Here is an 18,548-nt window from a genome sequence, read left to right as displayed (position 1 = left end):
GCCTTCCGAAATGGCTGAGTTCGCACTTCCGAAGAATTCTCAGATCACCGGCGGCAAGACCTGGCCCAAGCCGGCCGGCGCCACCGAGGTCCGCGAGTTCAAGGTCTATCGCTGGAATCCGGACGACGGCAAGAATCCGAGCGTCGATACCTTCTACGTCGACGTCAACGATTGCGGCCCGATGGTGCTGGACGGGCTGATCTGGATCAAGAACCACATCGATCCGTCGCTCACCTTCCGCCGCTCCTGCCGCGAGGGCGTGTGCGGCTCCTGCGCGATGAATATCGACGGCCAGAACACGCTGGCCTGCACCAAGTCGATGCACGACGTGAAGGACGGCGCGGTCAAGATCAATCCGCTGCCGCATCAGCCTGTCGTGAAGGACCTGGTGCCGGACCTCACCAATTTCTACGCGCAATACGCCTCGATCGAGCCGTGGCTGAAGACGACCTCGCCGACGCCGCAGAAGGAATGGCGGCAGAGCCACGAGGATCGCGAGAAGCTCGACGGCCTTTACGAGTGCATCCTGTGCGCCTGCTGCTCGACCTCGTGCCCGAGCTACTGGTGGAACAGCGAGCGCTATCTCGGACCCGCCGCTCTGCTGCAGGCGACGCGCTGGGTCAAGGACAGCCGGGACGAAGCCACCGGCGAGCGGCTCGACAATCTCGAGGACCCGTTCCGGCTGTACCGCTGCCACACCATCATGAACTGCGCCAAGGCCTGCCCGAAGGGGCTCAACCCCGCCGAGGCGATCGCGGAACTCAAGTTCAAGCTGGTCGAGCGGCAGATCTAGCCTGACGGGCGGCTTTCGATCTCACCTTCCGCGCCCGATACCGGTGCAAGTTTCGGGCGCGGCTAGTTTGTAGCTGCCGTCGATTGCGTTAAGCTCGTGGCCCTTTGAAGCCGGAGCGACCGTGCAGACCGCACAACGCAAATCGATGACGATGCTGCGCTGGATGATGGTCGCGTCCCTCGCGCTTCCCGTCGCGCTGTTCGTGATCACGGCCTACGTATCCCACGGCACGACGTATGAGGAGGCCGATCGCGAGATCCGCCGCTCGCTCGAAATCGTCCACGAGCACGCGCTGAAGGTGTTCGAGACGATCGAGCGCAGCCTCTCGGAGATCGACGAGGTCGTCCGCGATCTGTCGGATGCCGACATCAAGGCGCGCGAGCAGGTGCTGCATGCCCGGTTGCGACAATTGTCGGACGCGCTGCCGCAGATGAAGTCCGCCTGGGTGTTCGACGCCAATGGCCGGCCGCTGGTCAACAGCATGATCTATCCGGCGCCGGACATGACGTTCCTCGACCGCGACTACTTCAGCGCCCACGTCAAGGACAGCATCGGCACCTTCATCGGCGCGCAGTTGACGCCGCGGCCGCCCTATCAAGGCGCGCCGTTCTTCAGCATCAGCCGCCGCCGCCAGAGCGACGACGGCAGCTTCACCGGTATCATCCAGGCCTCGGTGCTTCCGGATTATTTCGAGCACTTCTATGCCCGGATCGGCCGGGCGCCCGGCAGCTACTTCGCGCTGCGCCGCTTCGATGGTCTCGTTCTGGCGCGCTTCCCGGCCGGCGGGCGAAGCGCGGCTGCGGGGCCCAGCGACATCGCCGCCCGGGCCGCAGATACGGAGCAGCTCGTCACCGAGATCTCGCCGGTCGATGGCGTCGAGCGTCTCGTCGGGTATCAGCGGCTCGGCGGCTATCCCGTCTACGTCTCGGCAGGGCTTGCGACGTCGACCATCCGCAACCGCTGGCTCGGCACGATCGGCCGGCATCTCATCTTCGGCATCCCGGCAACCGCGCTGCTCATCGTCTTCCTGGCCCTTGCCCAGCGGCGGACCGAGCGCCTGCATGTCGAGGCCGCCCGCCGCCTCGAGGCCGAGGATGCGCTCAAGCACGGTCAGCGCATGGAGGCGCTCGGACAATTGACCGGCGGCGTCGCGCACGACTTCAACAATCTGCTGACCGTGATCCGGGCCTCAGCCGACCTGTTGCGCCGGCCGAATCTGGCTGATGAACGGCGGCAGCGCTATATCGACGCGATCTCGGATACGGTAGCGCGCGCATCGAAGCTCACGTCGCAGCTCCTCGCGTTCGCCCGTCGCCAGACGCTGAAGCCGGAGGTCTTCGACATCTGCCGCAGCGTCGTCACCCTGCGCGACATGACCAAGACCCTGGTCGGGTCACGCGTCGAGGTCGCGGTCTCCGTTCCCGACGAGCCGTGCTACGTCAATTCCGACGCTGGCCAGTTCGAGACGGCACTGATCAACCTGGCCGTCAATGCCCGCGATGCGATGGCCGGCCAGGGACGTCTCAGCATCACCGTCGCCCCTGCAGCGGCGCTGCCGACGCCGGCGGCGCCGCACGACCGTCCGCCGCTGGGCTATGTCGCCATCACCGTCCAGGACACCGGCGTCGGCATCCCGTCGGAGCATTTCGGACGCATCTTCGAGCCGTTCTTCACGACCAAGACCATCGGCCAGGGCACCGGCCTCGGTCTCTCGCAGGTCTTCGGCTTCGCCAAGCAGTCCGGCGGCGAAATCGGGGTCATGAGCCAGCCGGGCCGCGGCGCGACGTTCACGCTCTATCTGCCGCGCGTCGCTCCAGCCCAGGTGCAGCGCGGCGAGGACGGCAGCCATGCGGAGCCGATCGACGGTCGAGGCATGTCGGTGCTGGTGGTCGAGGACAACATCGACGTCGGCAGGTCGGCGACCGAAGCGCTGGCCGAGCTCGGCTATCGGACCACGCTGGTCGACAACGCCAGAGACGCGCTGGAGGAGCTGATCAGCGGCACCAGCCGGTTCGACGTCGTCTTCACCGATGTCGTGATGCCCGGCATGACTGGGCTGGAACTTGCCGAGGAAATCAGGCGGCTCGAGCTCAACGTGCCGGTCGTGCTCGCGAGTGGCTACAGCCATGTGCTGGCGCAGCAGGGCACGCATGGCTTCGAGCTGCTGCGCAAACCCTATTCGATCGAGGAATTGTCGCGCGTGCTGAACAAGGTCGTTCCGGTGCCGCTGTATCGCGCCCCACCAATGGCGCCGAACACGCAGGTGCCCTGAAACCGGCGCGCATCGCGCGGGAACCAAGCCGGGAACCTTCTGTTCGCACTGCTGTTATCGCGCGATGGGACAGGTTCAGGACACCGCGCGGCCGCCGGCACAGGCGCCCGAGAAGGCGCCGATCATCGAGATCGCGGCCGAGAATGGCGCCCAGGTTGAGCCGCCGCCGCCCGAACTGGTGGAGCCTGATCCGGAGCTGTCGCCCGAAGAGGCAGAGCAGCTGCGCAAGCGCTATCTGCTGACGCGGTTCTGGATCAGCGCCCGCGGTTATTGGGGCCAGAGCGGCGACCGTCTGGCGTGGGCATTCACGATCGGGCTGCTGTTCCTGATCGTTGCGACTGTCGGATTTCAGTACGGCATCAACGTCTGGAATCGGTCGATCTTCGATGCGATCGAGAAACGCGATTCGGCGACGGTCTTTCATCTCACCGCGATCTTCTTCCCGCTCGCGATCGGCAGCGTCATACTCGGGGTCGCCCAGGTCTATGCGCGCATGTCGATCCAGCGGCGCTGGCGCGCCTGGCTGACCAACAGCGTCGTCACCCGCTGGCTGGCCAGCGGGCGCTACTATCAGCTCAATCTCGTCAGCGGCGACCACAAGAATCCGGAATACCGGATCGCCGAGGACCTGCGCATCGCGACCGATTCGCCGGTCGACTTCATCGCCGGCGTGACCTCGGCGCTGCTGTCGGCTGCGACCTTCATCGTCGTGCTCTGGACCATCGGCGGCGCGCTGACGCTGCATCTCGGCGCCACTGAGATCACCATTCCCGGTTTTCTGGTCATTGCCGCGATCGCCTACGCCGCCATCGCCTCGGGCTCGATCATGACGATCGGCCGCCGCTTCGTGCAGGTCTCCGAGGACAAGAACCAGGCCGAGGCCGATTTCCGCTACACCCTGACCCGCGTCCGCGAAAACGGCGAGAGCATCGCCCTGCTCGGCGGCGAGACCGAAGAGCGCGCCGGCATCGACCGGACGTTCGGTAACGTGCTGCAGCAATGGGCGCGGCTCGCCGGCCAGCACATGCGCACCACCCTGGTGTCGCAGGGCTCCAGCCTCATCGCCCCTGTCGTGCCGCTGCTGCTGTGCGCGCCGAAATTCCTCGACGGCAGCATGACGCTCGGGCAGGTGATGCAGGCGGCGAGCGCGTTCACGATCGTGCAGACCGCGTTCGGCTGGCTGGTCGACAACTATCCGCGGCTCGCGGATTGGAATGCCTGTGCCCGCCGCATCGCCTCGCTGATGATGTCGCTCGATGCGCTGGAACGTGCCGAGAGAGGCGACGGCATCGGCCGCATCAAGCGCGGCGAGACCACCGGCGACGCGATGCTCAGTCTGAATGATCTGCAGGTGACGCTCGACGACGGCACCGCGGTGGTCGGCGAGACCGAGGTCGTGGTCGATCCCGGCGAGCGCCTGCTCGTCGCGGGCGAATCCGGCACCGGCAAGAGCACGCTCGTGCGCGCCATCGCCGGGCTGTGGCCGTGGGGCGGCGGCAGCATCAACTTCCACCCCGACCGCAAGCTGTTCATGCTGCCGCAGCGACCCTACGTGCCATCGGGCACCCTGCGCCGGGCCGTCGCCTATCCCGGGGCTGCCGAGGATTGGAGCGTGGCGCAGGTCGGCGAAGCCCTGCACAAGGTCGGTCTCGACCATCTCAAGGACAAGATCGAGGAGGACGCGCCCTGGGATCAGACGCTCTCCGGCGGCGAGAAGCAGCGTCTCGCCTTCGCGCGCCTGCTGCTCCACAGCCCCGACATCGTCGTGCTCGATGAAGCCACCTCCGCGCTCGACGAGAAGAGCCAGGACAAGATGATGGAGATGGTGACGAGCGAGCTGCCGAAGGCGACCATCGTCAGCGTGGCGCATCGGGCGGAGCTCGAGGCCTTCCACAGCCGCAAGATCGTGCTCGAACGGCGCAAGGGCGGCGCCAAGCTCGTCAGCGACATCGATCTCATTCCGCGCAAGGGGAAGCGCCGCCTCATCGGCCGCTTCCTGCGTCAGCGCAAGGCGGCCTGAACGGCTCGGGCGTTGCCTCAGCGCGGTCCTGGAGACGACACAATGCGGCCACGCCGCCTGCATTGGAGATCGCGGCGAAACCAGCTATCACACGTCGCCCTCAGCCCAGGACGCGACCTTGACGCCCGACAACGATCCTTCTCCGCCCCCCTTTGGTGCCTTCGCTCCGAATGCCGCCCAGGCGCTGGTGATCCGCATGGCGCACGGCTCCGGGCTGAAGCGCGGCGCGTTCCGGCCGATGTTGACGCGTGTCGTCAACATGCTCGGAGCAGGCCCTGTCGACGTCGGCTATCAGGGCGCCAATTTCCGCTTCTACCATCAGGTCAGTGCGACCGAGCGCGGTGCACTGTTCAATCCCGACTACAATCGCGAGGAGCTGGATTTCCTGCGCAGCCACGTTCCGCCGGGCGGCGTGGTGGTGGATGTCGGCGCCAATGTCGGAACGTTCGCCTTGCCGCTTGCCCGTCACGTCGGGCCTGATGGCCTCGTGATCGCAGTGGAGCCGCATCCGGTCACGCATGCGCGGCTGAGCTTCAACCGTGCTGCGTCCGCGCTGCCCCAGGTCAGGCTGCTCGCGGTGGCAGCGGGTGAGAGCGATGGCGAGGTGATGATCGAGACCGATGGGGACAATCTCGGCGCCAGTCACATCGTGACCGGCGAGGCCGGAGCGGAAGCGTTCAAGGTGCCGTCGTTGCGGCTGCAGACCATTCTCGCACAGGCCGGAGCGACCAGGGTTGATGCGCTGAAGATCGACGTGGAAGGTTTTGAGGACCGCGTGCTGACCGGCTTCTTCCGTGACGCGCCTGCCGCGTTATGGCCGCGTGCCGTCGTCATCGAACACCTGTCGCGCGACGAATGGCAGAACGATTGTCTCGCCGACATGCTCGGTCGCGGTTACCGTGAGAGCGGCCGCACGCGCAGCAATACGCTGCTGCTGCGCGGCTGAATGGCGTTCGCTTTCCCCGGGCGCGTCCGGAACATCGGCGCCCCACGCGGCGTTGTCGCCCCTGACATTGAGGGAGCCGACCATGAGCAATGACGACGCGCGCGACCAGGACCGCGTTTGGGACCTGATGAAGAAGATCGGCTTTGCGATGCTGGTCACCCGCGACGGTGACAGGCTGCGGGCACGGCCGATGAGCGCGTATCTCGCGCGCGGCGAGAACATGATCTATTTTCTCACTGACGCGCGGCATCACAAGGACGAGGAGATCGCGCGATCGCCGCAGGTCAATCTGTCGTTCGCGGACGCCGGCAACCAGAAGTACGTGTCGCTCACGGGTACGGCGGCCATTTCCAACGATCGCGGCAAGATCCGGGAGCTGTTCTCAACGCCGGCCAAGGCCTGGTGGGACAGCGCCGAGGATCCGAACATCCGCCTCTTGAAGATCACGCCCGACGACGCCGAATTCTGGGATTCCCCCGGCACGGTCGTGAGCTACGTCAAGATGGCGGCGGCCGCGGTGACAGGCACGCGTCCCGTTCTCGGCGACAATCGAAAGGTCGCGATGTGATGCCGATCGAACCGCCAGAGATTCCACCGGCGACGCCGGGCCGCCCGGTCGAACCGCCACCGGAGGATCCTGTCGGCAATCCGCAGCCCGACATTCCGCCGCCGGTCTACGAACCCGATGCGCCGGAGCCGCCGCGCGAGCTGCCGGGGCAGACGCCGGACGAAATCCCCGGCCGGGGGCCGCTCGGTCCGACCACACCGAATCCGGCCACGGATTGACCGCGATTGGACGGTCATGATGATCGCCTGCCAGGGGCTTGGTCGCGGGCCGGTCCCGCAGCCCTGCGGCTGCGCCAAGCCCTTGAAAATCAAGGCTGAATGAAACCTGAATGGCGGCCCTGCGGGGGTGGCTTCGCGTCGAAATAAATCCCCCTGCGGATTTGAACTGCGCCACAATCCGGCCTAACGCATACTTGTTGATCTCTCCGTGCTTGAAAAAGATCGTTCCGGGAAAACAAGACACATGAGCAAACTTCGCGTCCTGCTGCTGGCGACGACTGCGCTGTCGGCGATGCAACTAATGAGCTCCGGCTCCCATGCGCAGGGGGCGCCGATGATCGTCGCCCAAGGCCCGGGCGGCGGCGAAGTCGGTCCAGACGGCCGGCCGAAACAGCAGCCGCAGGGGCAGCCGCAGCGACCTGGCCCAGGCGCGCCGCCACCGCATCAGGCTGCGCCTCCGCCGCCTCCCGCGCCGCCGCCGGCCGCTGCTCCACGCCCAGCGCCTCCACCGCCCGCGCCGCCACCGGCAGCGGCCCCGCGTCCCGCACCCCCTCCACCACCGCCTGCTCCGCCGCGGGCCGAGCCGCCGCGTCCGGCGCCCCCACCGCCCCCTCCGCCACGGGCCGAGCCACCACGTCCGGCTGCTCCGCCGCCGCCCCCACCGCCGCCGCGGGCTGAGCCGCCACATTCGGCACCGCCGCCTCCACGGGCTGAGCCGCCTGCACCTCCGCCGGCGCGTCCTGCGCCACCTGTTGCGGCTCCGCCGGTGCATACGCCGCCGCCTCCAGCGCCTCCGCCGGGGCCGCCGCGTGAGCCGGCACGTCCTGCGACTCCGCCTGCGCCCCCGCCGACGGCTGCTCCCGCGCGTCCAACGCCGCCCACGCCGCCCGTGGCCACGCCCGCCCCGCCACCTCCGCCGAGTCCGGCACCGAACCTGCGGCCGGGAACGCCGCCGTCAGCCGTGACACCCCCGCCTTCGTCGCCAGCGGCCGGGAACGCGTCGCCGCCTGCGCACTCGCCGGCTCCGTCCGCGGCGCCGTCTCCGCAGCCGACGCCGGCTCCGACTCCTCCGGTTGGCCCCGGGCAGCGGCCGCCGACACAGCCAGGTGCCGGCGCCCCGCCGCCTGGTGCTCCCCAGGGAGCACCCCCGCCACGCGGCGCGCCGACGCCGCCGGCCGGAACCGTCGCGCCTGCTCCGGGAACTCCGCCGGCGCCACCCGCGCCTCCGGCCACCCAGACGCCGTCGCAGCAAGGCACGCCGCCCGCAGCCGGGAGCCCGCCCGGCGGACGTCCGGGGACGCCCCCAGGAGCCCCGGGTGGTCCGCCTCCGGCGGCAGGTCCTGGTGCTGCCGGACCGGGTCCGGGACCCGCCGGCGCGCCGCAGGCCGGTCCTGGCGCTGTGCCGCCAGCCGGCCCTCCGGCCATGTCCAATCGGCCGCCGCCGCAGGTCACTGCGCCCATCCCGGCGCCGCCGCCGCCGACGGCACAGCAGCTCACGCCGATCGCGCCCGGCGCGCCGTTGGCGGGGCCGCAGCGGCTGGACGATTTCCGCGGCCAGCGCCGCGAGGTCCAGGAGGGCGGTCGCACGCTGATCTACGAGCCGGGCCGCGTCATCGTGCGCGATCCGAGCGGTCAGGAGTTCGTGCGTCATGACGAGCTTGAGCGCTTCCGCTACGGCGCGCGGGACATCCGCGTCCAGCAGGAGCGGGGAGAGACGCGCACGGTGGTGATCCGTCCCGACGGTAGCCAGATCGTCACGATCACCGCGCCGGACGGCCGGCTGCTGCGCCGCATCCGCCGCGACATCGGTGGCCGCGAGATCATCATCATCGACAACACCTACCGCGATCCCCAGGCGGTCGGCGGCTTCTACGTCGACCTGCCGCCGCCGGAGATCCGCATCCCCTACAACCGCTACATCGTCGACGCGGATGAGGCCGAGCCGGATGTCATCTACGACACGCTGATCGCGCCGCCGGTGGAGCGCGTCCAGCGCCGCTACTCGCTCGACGAGGTCCGCTACTCCCCATCGGTGCGACAGCTGATGCCGTCGATCGATCTCAACACGATTACCTTCGAGACCGGATCGTGGGAGATCAGTCCCGACCAGGTGGCGAAGCTGCAGGTCATCGCCGACGGCCTCAACCAGGCGATCCAGCGCAACCCGCGCGAGGTCTTCCTGATCGAGGGCCACACCGACGCGGTCGGCAACGACACCGACAATCTGTCGCTCTCGGATCGCCGCGCCGAGTCGGCCGCCACCTTGCTCACGCAGCAGTTCGGCGTGCCGGCCGAGAACCTGACCTCGCAGGGTTACGGCGCGCAGTACCTGAAGGAGCAGACGCAGGGGCCGAGCCGCATCAACCGCCGCGTCACGGTCCGCCGCATCACGCCGCTGCTCAATGGCGGCCAGGCCGCCCTGCCGCCGCCACCTCCGGGCGTCGCGCCGCCCCGGTGAGACGCGACTGAGCGACAATGAAAATGGCCGGGAGCGATCCCGGCCATTTTTGTAAGCGGCAATCCGTTCCGTCCTGTTCGGTGTCGTCCCCGCGAACGCGGGGACCCATACTCACAGGATCCAGTTTTGCGATGGCTGGAGCCGCAGCCGGCTCTCACCGTGTCAGTCGGTGGATATGGGTCCCTGCGTTCGCAGGGACGACAGCAGTGGCGACGGCGCGGATTGCGCTCGACAGCTCCAACTCAGCCCTTGTCGTGGCCGAGCTGGAAGATCTGAGCGCCGTCCGCGCCCGACAGCAGCCCCGTGTCCGAATAGAGCTTCAGCTTGGAGCGGGTGTCGGTGATGTCGAGATTGCGCATCGTCAGCTGGCCGATGCGGTCGGCAGGCGTGAACGCGGCGTCCTCGACCTTCTCCATGCTCAGCCGCTCCGGCTGGTAGGTCAGATTGGGGCTCTCGGTGTTGAGGATCGAGTAGTCGTTGCCGCGGCGCAGCTCCAGGGTCACCTCACCGGTGACGGCGCGCGCCACCCAGCGCTGCGCGGTCTCGCGCAGCATCAGCGCCTGCGAATCGAACCACCGGCCCTGATAGAGCAGGCGACCGAGGCGCATGCCGCTGATGCGGTACTGCTCGATCGTATCCTCGTTGTGGATGCCAGTGACGAGCCGCTCATAGGCGATGTGCAGCAGCGCCATGCCCGGCGCCTCGTAGATGCCGCGGCTCTTGGCTTCGATGATGCGGTTCTCGATCTGGTCGCTCATGCCGAGACCATGACGGCCGCCGATCGCGTTCGCCTCCAGGAACAGCGCCACGGGATCGCTGAAGCTCTGGCCGTTCAGCGCGACCGGCTGACCCTCCTCGAAGCGGACCACGACCGTCTCCGGCTTCACCACGCAATCCTCGCGCCAGAACGGCACGCCCATGATCGGATTGACGATGCGGATGCCGCTGCTCAGGCTCTCGAGATCCTTGGCCTCGTGGGTGGCGCCGAGCAGATTGCTGTCGGTCGAATACGCCTTCTCGGCGCTCATCTTGTAGTCGAAGCCGTTGGCCGTGAGGAAGGCCGACATCTCGGCGCGGCCGCCGAGCTCGTCGATGAACTGCTGGTCGAGCCAGGGCTTGTAGATCTTGAGGCTCGGATTGGTCAGCAGGCCGTAGCGGTAGAAGCGCTCGATGTCGTTGCCCTTGTAGGTCGAGCCGTCGCCCCAGATGTTGACGCCATCCTCCTTCATCGCGGCGACCAGCATGGTGCCGGTGACGGCGCGGCCGAGCGGGGTGGTGTTGAAATAGGTGATGCCGCCGGTCGAGATGTGGAAGGCGCCCGACTGAATCGCGGCGATGCCCTCATGCACCAGCTGAGTGCGGCAATCCACGAGGCGCGCCTTCTCGGCCCCGAAGCTCACCGCCTTGCGCGGGATCTCGTCGTAGTCGGACTCGTCGGGTTGCCCGAGATTTGCCGTGTAGGCAAAGCAACGCGCGCCCTTCTGCTTCATCCAGAGCAGCGCGGCGCTGGTGTCGAGACCGCCGGAAAAGGCGATGCCGACCTTCTCGCCCTTGGGCAGGCTTTTCAGGATCGTGGTCATGGGAGAGTCCAACCGTGTTTGTGGCTGCGCCGTTCAGAAATTCGGGCGCGAATAACAGATTTTGCGTTGCTGGGCACGCCTTTAATGGCGACTGAGGGCGACCGGCCCGCGCTCAGGCCGCGGGGCTGGTATCCGCGGTACGGCGGCCGAACAGCCGGCGCATCAGGCGGAAGCCCGGCCAGGCGAAGCGGGTCAGGGCGGCGTCGATGCCGGCGTCGGTGAGGCGGGTGGACGGCCAGCGGTAGATGTAGCCGTGCAGCAGCCAGATCACGATGAAGGTGACGAGGCCGGCCGCGGCGATGTCGGTGAAGAAATGTCCGCCAAACGCCATCCGCAACACCGAGGTGGCGATGCCGAACAGGACGGCGGCGCCGTAGGCGACGGGCCGGATCGCGGGCGGCGTCAGCGCGGCCGGCGCCAGGGTCCAGAATGCGGTGGCTCCCTCTCCGGAGAAGAACGAGCAGTTGCGGCCGCAGCCGCCGCGCGGATCCCACCACGGCACGAACTGCATGTCGCCGCCGAACTCGGCCACCACAACCGGGCGCGGCCGGCCCCAATAGGATTTGAAGGTGAAGTTGGTGAGCACGCCGGCCGAGAGCGATAAGGTCAGCAGCAGGAACGCCACGGTGCGGCCCTTCACCAGCAGCGGCCGGTCGGGACGGACGAGCTTCACGACGAGCGCAACGATGGACGGCAGCGCGATGCCCCAGGCGACCCACATCGCGGCATCGCGCGCGAACGCAGCATAGCCGTCGAGCTTCACGGGGAAGCTGTGCGTGCGCGGATCGTAGAACAGCGCGGCCAGCTTGAGGTCGAGCTCGGGAAAGACGCCGAACAGCACGCCGATGACGAGCGCGAGCGACAATGCGATGAAGAGGCCGGTCCGGTTCATGGCGCGCGGTTTAGCGAAAGCGGATGGCGATGGAAAGGCCGGCGGCTCAACGTGGCGATCCCGACGGCAATGGCGGCGGTGGCGGCAGGCGCGGCGACGGCTCGCGCCAGCGGCCGGCGTTGCGGCCGGCAATCAGCCAATAGACCAGTCCGCCGACGATGCCGGCCCCGGTCAGGATCTCGAGATGGCGACGCACGATGCCCTCGAACCGGAAGGTCTCGGGATCGAACGGGACCAGGCCGAGATAGCAGGCTGCGCCGACCACGCCGCCGCCGATCGCGTAGGCGAGCACGCTGCGGATCGAGAAAGCCTCGGTGATCAGTGCGATCAGCAGCGCCGGGATCAGCGCGAAGCCCGACACGAAGATGAAGCCGAAGCCGATGATGACCTCGAACGCACCCTGATCGATCGGGCCGTTGCCGAGATCGGAGAACTCCGGAAACAGGACTGCGGTCACCACGATCAGCCCCGCGAGGAAGCACGCGGCAAGAAACGCGAACGCGATCACGACGAGACGGCCGATCAGCGCCATGGCTTTAGACCCGTGTTACCCAAGCGACGCTCCGCTTTCTTCGCTCGTCATGGCCCGGCTTGAGCCGGCCATCCATCACTCAGTCGATGAATTGCTGGCTGCCCGGGTCAAGCCCGGGCATGACGATCTCGTTCGGATGTGCAGGCGCGATCAATCATCAATCCGTCATCGCCATCGCGCGCAGTGCCTGACGCTCCCGCGCGGACAGCTTCTCCGTCTCCGACTTCAACTGGCCGCAGGCGGCGAGGATGTCGCGGCCGCGCGGCGTGCGCACCGGCGACGAATAGCCGGCGTTGAAGACGTACTCCGAAAACTTCTCGATCTGCTCCCAGTCCGAGCACTCATACGCCGAGCCGGGCCAGGGATTGAACGGGATCAGGTTGATCTTGGCCGGAATGCCCTTCAGCAGCTTGACCAGCAGCCGGGCGTCGTCGAGCGAATCATTGACGCCCTTGAGCATCACATATTCGAAGGTGATGCGGCGCGCGTTGGATGCGCCGGGATAGTCGCGGCAGGCCTGCAGCAGCTCGGCAATCGGATATTTGCGGTTGAGCGGCACCAGCTCGTTGCGCAGTTCGTCGCGCACGGCGTGCAGTGAGATCGCCAGCATCACGCCGATCTCCTCGCCGGCGCGCTTGATGTTCGGCACCACGCCGGAGGTCGACAGCGTGATGCGGCGGCGGGAGATGCCGATGCCCTCATTGTCGGAGACGATCAGCAGCGCGTCGCGCACCGCGTCGAAATTGTACAGCGGCTCGCCCATTCCCATCATGACGATGTTGGTGATGAGCCGGTTGCCGAGCGGGGTCTCGCGGTCGGCCCAGTCGTTCAGCCGGTCGCGCGCCACCATGACCTGGCCGACGATCTCGCCGGCCGTCAGGTTGCGCACCAGCCGCTGCGTGCCGGTGTGGCAGAACGAACAGTTGAGCGTGCAGCCGACCTGGGAGGAGACGCAGAGCGTGCCGCGATCGGTCTCGGGGATGTAGACGCACTCGACCTCGTGGGCCTTCTGCAGATTGTCGCCGCTCGGCAGCCGCAGCAGCCATTTGCGGGTGCCGTCGTTGGAGATCTGCTCGGCCACGACCTCGGGACGGTCGACCGTGAAATGTTCGGCCAGCGCGGTGCGTGTGTCCTTCGATACCGATGTCATCTCGTCGAACGACCTGGCGCCCCGGAAATAGATCCAGTGCCACAACTGCTGCACCCGCATCTTCTGCTGGCGCTCTGGCACTCCGACCTGGCCGAGCCTTGCTGCCAGCTCCGCGCGTGACAGGCCGATCAGCGAGGGCTTCGCCGGCGGGACGTAGGTTTCGAGCGGAGTCTTTTCGAGGGGCGCAGAGGAGTCGCGCAGCCCGGCAGTCGTTGCCATGTCGATGGGCCCAAAGTGCTGCCCGGCCGCGGCGGCCGAAGGCGTTCAGCGGGTTTATATAACGATCCGGCCGGCAAATGCGACCCGTCTGACGAGCGGTACCAGCGGCCGCCGTCTACCGGCGGCAATCCTGCCCGATGCGGTCGAGCGCCTGGGCGAGGCCCTTCAGTGAGAACACGTCGGTGGTCTCCGTGCCCTTGGCCGAGACGCCCTTGACCACGGCCTCGGGCGCCTTGCGCATGGCATCGACCATCCGCTCTTCCTCGGCGGCGTTCTTGATCCAAAGTCCGTCGCCCTGGGTATACATGGCATAGGAGGCTCCGCCGACCTCCACCGTGGCGTCGGATCCCGGCTTCAGCGCATAGCCGATCATGATCGAGACCTCGTTGAAGACCTTCTCGGAGGGCCGGGTCGACACGAAGGCATAGGCGGGATCGCGCGGACGGTTGGGCGGATTGGTCTTGGAGGATGTCGGCTTGGCCAGCGCGAAGCAGACCTTCTTGCCGCCGGGCATCGCGGTATAGGCGCCCCAGCCGCCGAACTGTCCGATCAGCGTCGGTTCCGCGCCGCCGATGTTGGGAACGGCCGGCTTCGATTCCGATTTCGGTGCGGCCTTCGGATGCGGAGCTGCGGCCTTTGGCGCGGCGCTCTGTGCCGCTACGAGGCTCGGAGCTCCGAACAGCAGCACGCCGCCGACCAGCGTTGTCAACAATCGCCCGAACAACATGATACGTTGAGTTCCCCCGCGACTTCGTTCCACCAATATTGTGACTGGATAATGGCCCGGAATCGCTGACCGTGGTCGCGATGGATAGCGGCTAAATGCACCGCTTGCAAAGGCCGCAGAGCCGGATTGTCCGGCGCTCCGCGTCCCTGGCCCGGCGCTGCGCAGCTGCCGCGGCCTGATGATGATTGTGGCGCGGCGGCAAATCCGGCATGACGTTCCCAAAGCCGGACCTCGATCCGGCGGCAACGACCAAGGAGCGCCCATGAAAGCCATTCTCTGCTCGCAATTCTGTCAGCCCGACGATCTCGTCCTCACCGAGGTGCCAGATCCGGTGGCCGGTCCCGGCGAGGCCGTGATTGCGATCAAGGCGGCGGCGCTGAACTTCTTCGACATCCTGATGATCCAAGGCAAGTACCAGATCAAGCCGCCGTTCCCGTTCTCGCCGGGTGCGGAGGTCGCGGGTGTCATCGAGAGCGTTGGCGATGGTGTCACCGAACTGAAGGTCGGCGACCGTGTCGTCGCCTCCTGCGGCCACAACGGCGCGCGCGAAAAGATCGCGCTGCCGGCCGCGTCGATCGTCAAGATTCCGGACAATCTCGATTTCGATCGCGCCGCCGGCATCATCATCATCTACGGCACTGCGCTGCATGCGCTGGAGGATCGTGCCAGTCCGAAACCGGGCGAGACGCTGGCCGTGCTTGGCGCCGCCGGCGGCACCGGCCTGGCGGCTTGCGAGCTGGGCAAGCTGATGGGGTTGAAGGTCGTCGCCTGCGCCTCTTCGGACGAGAAGCTCGAATTTGCCAGGCAGCACGGCGCGACGCTGACGTTGAACTACGCCAAGGAGGATCTCAAGGAGGGACTGCGGCGGCTCACCGACGGCAAGGGTGCCGACATCATCTTCGATCCCGTCGGAGGCGCCTACGCCGAGGCGGCGCTGCGTTCCATCGCGTGGGAGGGCCGGTTCCTGGTGATTGGCTTCGCGGCCGGCGACATCCCGAAGATGCCGCTGAACCTCGCGCTGCTGAAGGGCTGTGATATCCGCGGCGTGTTCTGGGGCGCCTGGACCCGACTCAACCCCGCCAAGAACCGCGCCAACCTCGAAAAGCTCGTGCAGTGGACCGCGGAGGGCAAGCTGTCGTCGCATGTCGACCGCACCTTCCCGCTGGCTCAGACCGCCGATGCCTTGAAGGTGCTGGCCGGCCGCCAGGCGATGGGCAAGGTGATCCTGCACCCCTGAGGACGTCGCGCAATGAAGGCCCCCGGGGGGCTGTACTCCCCGGGATAGCCTCGCCCTGATCCGTGCAACCAAACCGAGCAGAGCCCCGGCTGTTGTGCCGATGGAATGCTCGAGCCGGCCCGGCGTCGCTGTGACATCCGCGCGCTGCGCGGCGGTCGCAAATTTGTTCGGCGGGCTGCCGCGCCGGCGCCACGGATTCGCAACCGGAAGCAGAAAATCCGAAAACGAGCGTTTCTTGGTTAACGCAACCGCGCCACATTGTGGCGTGGTTAATTTGAGGCTTTGCCGTTGTTATCACGACGTTTCTGGATTTGGTGCCGTGCGATGTCGCACGTGCGTTGCCACAATCAGATCAAAATGTTTCCAGAATCATGCCGGCTCTCGTCCACTTTTAGTCGGATTCAATTAGTCAATTAGTTGTCGGCAGTGGGGTGCCTCTGGCAATCGTGACGTGTCTCGAGCTTCTGACGGGCTTGGGACCAAAAGTATGTTGCGTGAAGTTGAGATGGGGATGAAGGCCATGGCTGAGCGGACGACGCGCGGGCGTTTCAACAACAGAACTCCTTCGGAGCCTGACTTCAGGCCTTTCCCCGACGAACTCCCTCAGGAGCGCCCACCGAGCTATCGTTTCGGCCGGTCGACCCAGGATAACTATCCAAACGACGAATCGATGCCGATGTTCCTCTCTGAGTATGAGAGCGGCAACCAGATCGACAGCACGCATTTCGAGGACCAGTGGCCGGAGCGGACCCGCCGCGTCTCGGTCTCGTCCCGGATTCTTCTCGCCGTGGTGGCTGCGGCCGGCGTCGCGGTGCTCTTCGCGCTTGTCACCTCGGATGCGACGCGCGACCTGATCGCCAGTGCCAAGGCTTCCATCATCGGCGCCACGCCGGACCCGACGGCCCCGCCGCAGGCCACCAACACGCAGCTCACCGCGCGCGACATGCAGCTGAACGAGCCGGCGCGACTGCCGCCCGCCGAGCCGCCGGCTGCGGCGGCGCCGGTGCAGACGGCAGCCGTGGCCCCGACGCGTGACGACATCGCCAACGCCTACCAGACAGCGCTGCAGAATCGCAGTGTGACGCAGCCCGCGCCGGTTGCAGCACCACCGAGCTTCGCCACGGCACCGTCCGCGCCGGCCCCGAGCGCGATGGAGCCATCCTCGATCAATTCGCCGGGCGCCGGATCGGCAATCGTCGCACCCGGCCTCGGCGCCGTGACCGCCGCTCCGCCGCCCGCGCAGGTCCGCCGGCTCGATCCCGACGAACTCGCGGGCATCATGAAACGCGCCAAGAGCCTGCTGGCCGCGGGCGACATCCCGCCGGCCCGACTGCTGCTGGAGCGCGCGGCCGAGGCGCAAGAACCGGCCGCGGCGCTGATGCTTGCCCAGACCTACGATCCCCACGTGCTGGGGACGAAGGACATCCGCAACATCAATGCCGATCCGGCTGCGGCTCGCAACTGGTACCGCCGCGCCGCCCAGCTCGGCTCGGCTGAAGCGCAGCGCAGGCTCGATCAACTGCAGAACTGAACGCTCGTGACGGCAGCGATGCCGCCTCGTTTCATTTTTTTGTTTCACGCGTGATTTTCGAGTCTGTTCATGGGCGATGCCAGGCGAGACCTGGTGCTGCCCGCGTTCCGGCTCGCAAACATGTGCCAGCCTTAGATCAAGGGGGACAGATGCGACGTCTTGTTGGAGCGGCCCTGGCCGCAATGATGATTGCGTGCGGTTTCGCTGCCCACGCCGAGGAAGGCGAGTTCGACCCCGCCAAGGTGAGCGACAGCCTCAAGGCGATCTTCCAGTTCGGCTCGGTGCAGACCAAGCAGGCGCTGAACGCCAACACGGTGACGCTCATCACCGGCACCATTGGCGGCACCTATGTGCAGTTCGGCGCCGATCTGGCCTCGCTGCTCGACGACGGCAACAATCTGCGCGTCCTGCCGATCGTCGGCCGCGGCTCGGTGCAGAGCGTGGCCGACATCCTGTTCCTGCAGGGCGTCGATCTCGGCGTCGTCCGCGCCGATACGCTCGACTACCTCGAGCGCAAGGGTTTCGCCAAGGACATCAAGCGGCAGTTCACCTACGTCACCAAGCTCTACAATGAAGAGATGCAGGTGATCGCGCCGCGCGCGGTGCGCAACCTGCGTGACCTCGAGGGCCGCCGGGTCAGCGTCGACCTGCCGAATGGCGGCACCTTCGTCACGGCGCTGACGGTGTTCGAGCGGCTTGGCCTGCGCGCCAACTTCGCCTACATCGAGCAGCGCATCGCGATGGAGAAGCTGAAGCGCGGCGAGCTCGATGCCGTCATCGTGGTCGGCGGCAAGCCCTACAAGTCGGTCTCGACCTTCGTGAACGACGGCCGCTTCCATCTCGTCAACGTCGACTACGATCGACCGCTGCAGACCGACTATCTGCCGGCGACCCTGACGGCGAAGGACTACCCGAACCTGATCGCCGAGGGCGAGAAGGTCGACACGATCGCGGTGCCGGCCGTGCTCGCCGCCTATAATTGGGCGCCGAACACCGACCGCTATCGCAAGCTCGCGACCTTCGTCGACGCCTTCTTCACCAAATTCCCGGCATTCCAGAATCCGCCGTTCCATCCGAAGTGGAAGGAGGTTTCGCTTTCGGCGCCGCTCGCCGGCTGGCAGCGGCTGCCGTCCGCCAGCAAATGGCTGGAGAGCCACGCCATGGAAGGCGCACAGCGCGACCGCTTCGATGACTTCCTGAAGCAGAGCAGCGCCGGCAGGGCGATGCCGAGCGAGGCCGACCGCGAGGCGCTGTTCAAGCAGTACCAGGCCTGGGAGGCCGAGAAGACCGGCAGCGCCCGCGCCCAGGCGCGCGGCCAGCGCTGAGCTCGTAGCGTTCGACGAAGTCCCATCAGGAGAAAAGCCCCGCGGATGCGGGGCTTTTTGCTGTTGTGCCCTTCCGATGC

15 protein-coding genes are annotated in these 18,548 nt (G+C 67.0%); 10 read left to right on the top strand and 5 right to left on the bottom strand.

Annotation, left to right across the window (positions count from 1 at the left end):
* Window positions 1–10: 10 nt before the first annotated feature.
* The 7 genes from ACQR13_RS02085 to ACQR13_RS02055 all read left to right on the top strand — a co-directional run bounded on the left by ACQR13_RS02085 (window position 11) and on the right by ACQR13_RS02055 (window position 9,275).
* Complete coding sequence (locus ACQR13_RS02085; RefSeq protein ID WP_315716769.1) at window positions 11–793, top strand: succinate dehydrogenase iron-sulfur subunit; 783 nt, start codon at window positions 11–13, stop codon at window positions 791–793.
* A 121-nt stretch (window positions 794–914) separates the two neighbouring features.
* The gene (locus ACQR13_RS02080) at window positions 915–3,065 is read left to right on the top strand and encodes a hybrid sensor histidine kinase/response regulator (RefSeq protein ID WP_315825705.1); all 2,151 of its coding nucleotides are present in this window, start codon (window positions 915–917) and stop codon (window positions 3,063–3,065) included.
* Between the two features lie 64 nt (window positions 3,066–3,129).
* Window positions 3,130–5,085: an ABC transporter ATP-binding protein/permease gene (locus tag ACQR13_RS02075; RefSeq protein WP_315750534.1), complete on the top strand. Its 1,956-nt coding sequence runs from the start codon at window positions 3,130–3,132 to the stop codon at window positions 5,083–5,085.
* Window positions 5,086–5,203: 118 nt separating this feature from the next.
* A complete protein-coding gene (locus ACQR13_RS02070; protein ID WP_315750535.1) occupies window positions 5,204–6,031 on the top strand; it encodes an FkbM family methyltransferase in 828 nt (275 codons plus the stop codon).
* Between the two features lie 82 nt (window positions 6,032–6,113).
* Complete coding sequence (locus ACQR13_RS02065) at window positions 6,114–6,599, top strand: pyridoxamine 5'-phosphate oxidase family protein (protein WP_434862538.1); 486 nt, start codon at window positions 6,114–6,116, stop codon at window positions 6,597–6,599.
* The gene (locus ACQR13_RS02060) at window positions 6,599–6,817 is read left to right on the top strand and encodes a hypothetical protein (protein WP_316169993.1); all 219 of its coding nucleotides are present in this window, start codon (window positions 6,599–6,601) and stop codon (window positions 6,815–6,817) included. The genes ACQR13_RS02065 and ACQR13_RS02060 overlap by 1 nt, the downstream gene beginning before the upstream one ends.
* 244 nt (window positions 6,818–7,061) lie before the next feature.
* A complete protein-coding gene (locus ACQR13_RS02055) occupies window positions 7,062–9,275 on the top strand; it encodes an OmpA family protein (RefSeq protein WP_316169992.1) in 2,214 nt (737 codons plus the stop codon).
* A gap of 242 nt (window positions 9,276–9,517) precedes the next feature.
* On the opposite strand, the gene argG is transcribed toward ACQR13_RS02055, so the two are convergent.
* The 5 genes from argG to ACQR13_RS02030 form a co-directional block, all read right to left on the bottom strand.
* Window positions 9,518–10,855 carry an argininosuccinate synthase gene (gene argG / locus ACQR13_RS02050; protein WP_316169991.1) on the bottom strand — a complete coding sequence of 446 codons (1,338 nt, stop codon included), beginning with the start codon at window positions 10,853–10,855 and terminating at the stop codon, window positions 9,518–9,520.
* 112 nt (window positions 10,856–10,967) lie between these two features.
* Entirely contained in the window at window positions 10,968–11,747 is a 780-nt protein-coding gene (locus ACQR13_RS02045; RefSeq protein ID WP_315716759.1) for a phosphatase PAP2 family protein, read from the bottom strand.
* Window positions 11,748–11,793: 46 nt separating this feature from the next.
* On the bottom strand, window positions 11,794–12,279 hold the full coding sequence (locus ACQR13_RS02040; protein WP_315750540.1) for a hypothetical protein: 486 nt from the start codon (window positions 12,277–12,279) through the stop codon (window positions 11,794–11,796).
* A 157-nt stretch (window positions 12,280–12,436) separates the two neighbouring features.
* On the bottom strand, window positions 12,437–13,648 hold the full coding sequence (gene rlmN, locus ACQR13_RS02035) for a 23S rRNA (adenine(2503)-C(2))-methyltransferase RlmN (protein WP_315750541.1): 1,212 nt from the start codon (window positions 13,646–13,648) through the stop codon (window positions 12,437–12,439).
* A gap of 115 nt (window positions 13,649–13,763) precedes the next feature.
* Entirely contained in the window at window positions 13,764–14,375 is a 612-nt protein-coding gene (locus tag ACQR13_RS02030) for an invasion associated locus B family protein (RefSeq protein ID WP_316173443.1), read from the bottom strand.
* Window positions 14,376–14,637: 262 nt separating this feature from the next.
* On the opposite strand from ACQR13_RS02030, the gene ACQR13_RS02025 reads away from it, so the two are divergent.
* From ACQR13_RS02025 to ACQR13_RS02015, 3 genes are all read left to right on the top strand, one after another.
* Window positions 14,638–15,612 carry an NADPH:quinone oxidoreductase family protein gene (locus tag ACQR13_RS02025; RefSeq protein WP_434862537.1) on the top strand — a complete coding sequence of 325 codons (975 nt, stop codon included), beginning with the start codon at window positions 14,638–14,640 and terminating at the stop codon, window positions 15,610–15,612.
* A gap of 520 nt (window positions 15,613–16,132) precedes the next feature.
* Window positions 16,133–17,143 carry a hypothetical protein gene (locus ACQR13_RS02020; protein WP_315716754.1) on the top strand — a complete coding sequence of 337 codons (1,011 nt, stop codon included), beginning with the start codon at window positions 16,133–16,135 and terminating at the stop codon, window positions 17,141–17,143.
* 149 nt (window positions 17,144–17,292) lie between these two features.
* Window positions 17,293–18,468 (top strand): TAXI family TRAP transporter solute-binding subunit, encoded by a 1,176-nt coding sequence (locus ACQR13_RS02015; protein WP_315716753.1) that lies wholly within the window; start codon window positions 17,293–17,295, stop codon window positions 18,466–18,468.
* Window positions 18,469–18,548: the final 80 nt, after the last annotated feature.

It is taken from the genome of Bradyrhizobium sp. HKCCYLRH3059 (assembly GCF_051168035.1).
GTDB lineage: Bacteria > Pseudomonadota > Alphaproteobacteria > Rhizobiales > Xanthobacteraceae > Bradyrhizobium.
This window is presented reverse-complemented; position numbering and strand designations above follow the sequence as displayed.

What these genes read in the sequence shown, in the direction of transcription:
- argG (WP_316169991.1), bottom strand. Translation starts at nt 10,855, where the DNA reads ATGACCACGATCCTGAAAAGCCTGCCCAAGGGCGAGAAGGTCGGCATC.
- ACQR13_RS02075 (WP_315750534.1), top strand. Translation starts at nt 3,130, where the DNA reads ATGGGACAGGTTCAGGACACCGCGCGGCCGCCGGCACAGGCGCCCGAG.
- ACQR13_RS02065 (WP_434862538.1), top strand. Translation starts at nt 6,114, where the DNA reads ATGAGCAATGACGACGCGCGCGACCAGGACCGCGTTTGGGACCTGATG.
- ACQR13_RS02045 (WP_315716759.1), bottom strand. Translation starts at nt 11,747, where the DNA reads ATGAACCGGACCGGCCTCTTCATCGCATTGTCGCTCGCGCTCGTCATC.
- ACQR13_RS02040 (WP_315750540.1), bottom strand. Translation starts at nt 12,279, where the DNA reads ATGGCGCTGATCGGCCGTCTCGTCGTGATCGCGTTCGCGTTTCTTGCC.
- ACQR13_RS02055 (WP_316169992.1), top strand. Translation starts at nt 7,062, where the DNA reads ATGAGCAAACTTCGCGTCCTGCTGCTGGCGACGACTGCGCTGTCGGCG.
- ACQR13_RS02015 (WP_315716753.1), top strand. Translation starts at nt 17,293, where the DNA reads ATGCGACGTCTTGTTGGAGCGGCCCTGGCCGCAATGATGATTGCGTGC.
- rlmN (WP_315750541.1), bottom strand. Translation starts at nt 13,648, where the DNA reads ATGGCAACGACTGCCGGGCTGCGCGACTCCTCTGCGCCCCTCGAAAAG.
- ACQR13_RS02060 (WP_316169993.1), top strand. Translation starts at nt 6,599, where the DNA reads ATGCCGATCGAACCGCCAGAGATTCCACCGGCGACGCCGGGCCGCCCG.
- ACQR13_RS02085 (WP_315716769.1), top strand. Translation starts at nt 11, where the DNA reads ATGGCTGAGTTCGCACTTCCGAAGAATTCTCAGATCACCGGCGGCAAG.
- ACQR13_RS02030 (WP_316173443.1), bottom strand. Translation starts at nt 14,375, where the DNA reads ATGTTGTTCGGGCGATTGTTGACAACGCTGGTCGGCGGCGTGCTGCTG.
- ACQR13_RS02025 (WP_434862537.1), top strand. Translation starts at nt 14,638, where the DNA reads ATGAAAGCCATTCTCTGCTCGCAATTCTGTCAGCCCGACGATCTCGTC.
- ACQR13_RS02020 (WP_315716754.1), top strand. Translation starts at nt 16,133, where the DNA reads ATGGCTGAGCGGACGACGCGCGGGCGTTTCAACAACAGAACTCCTTCG.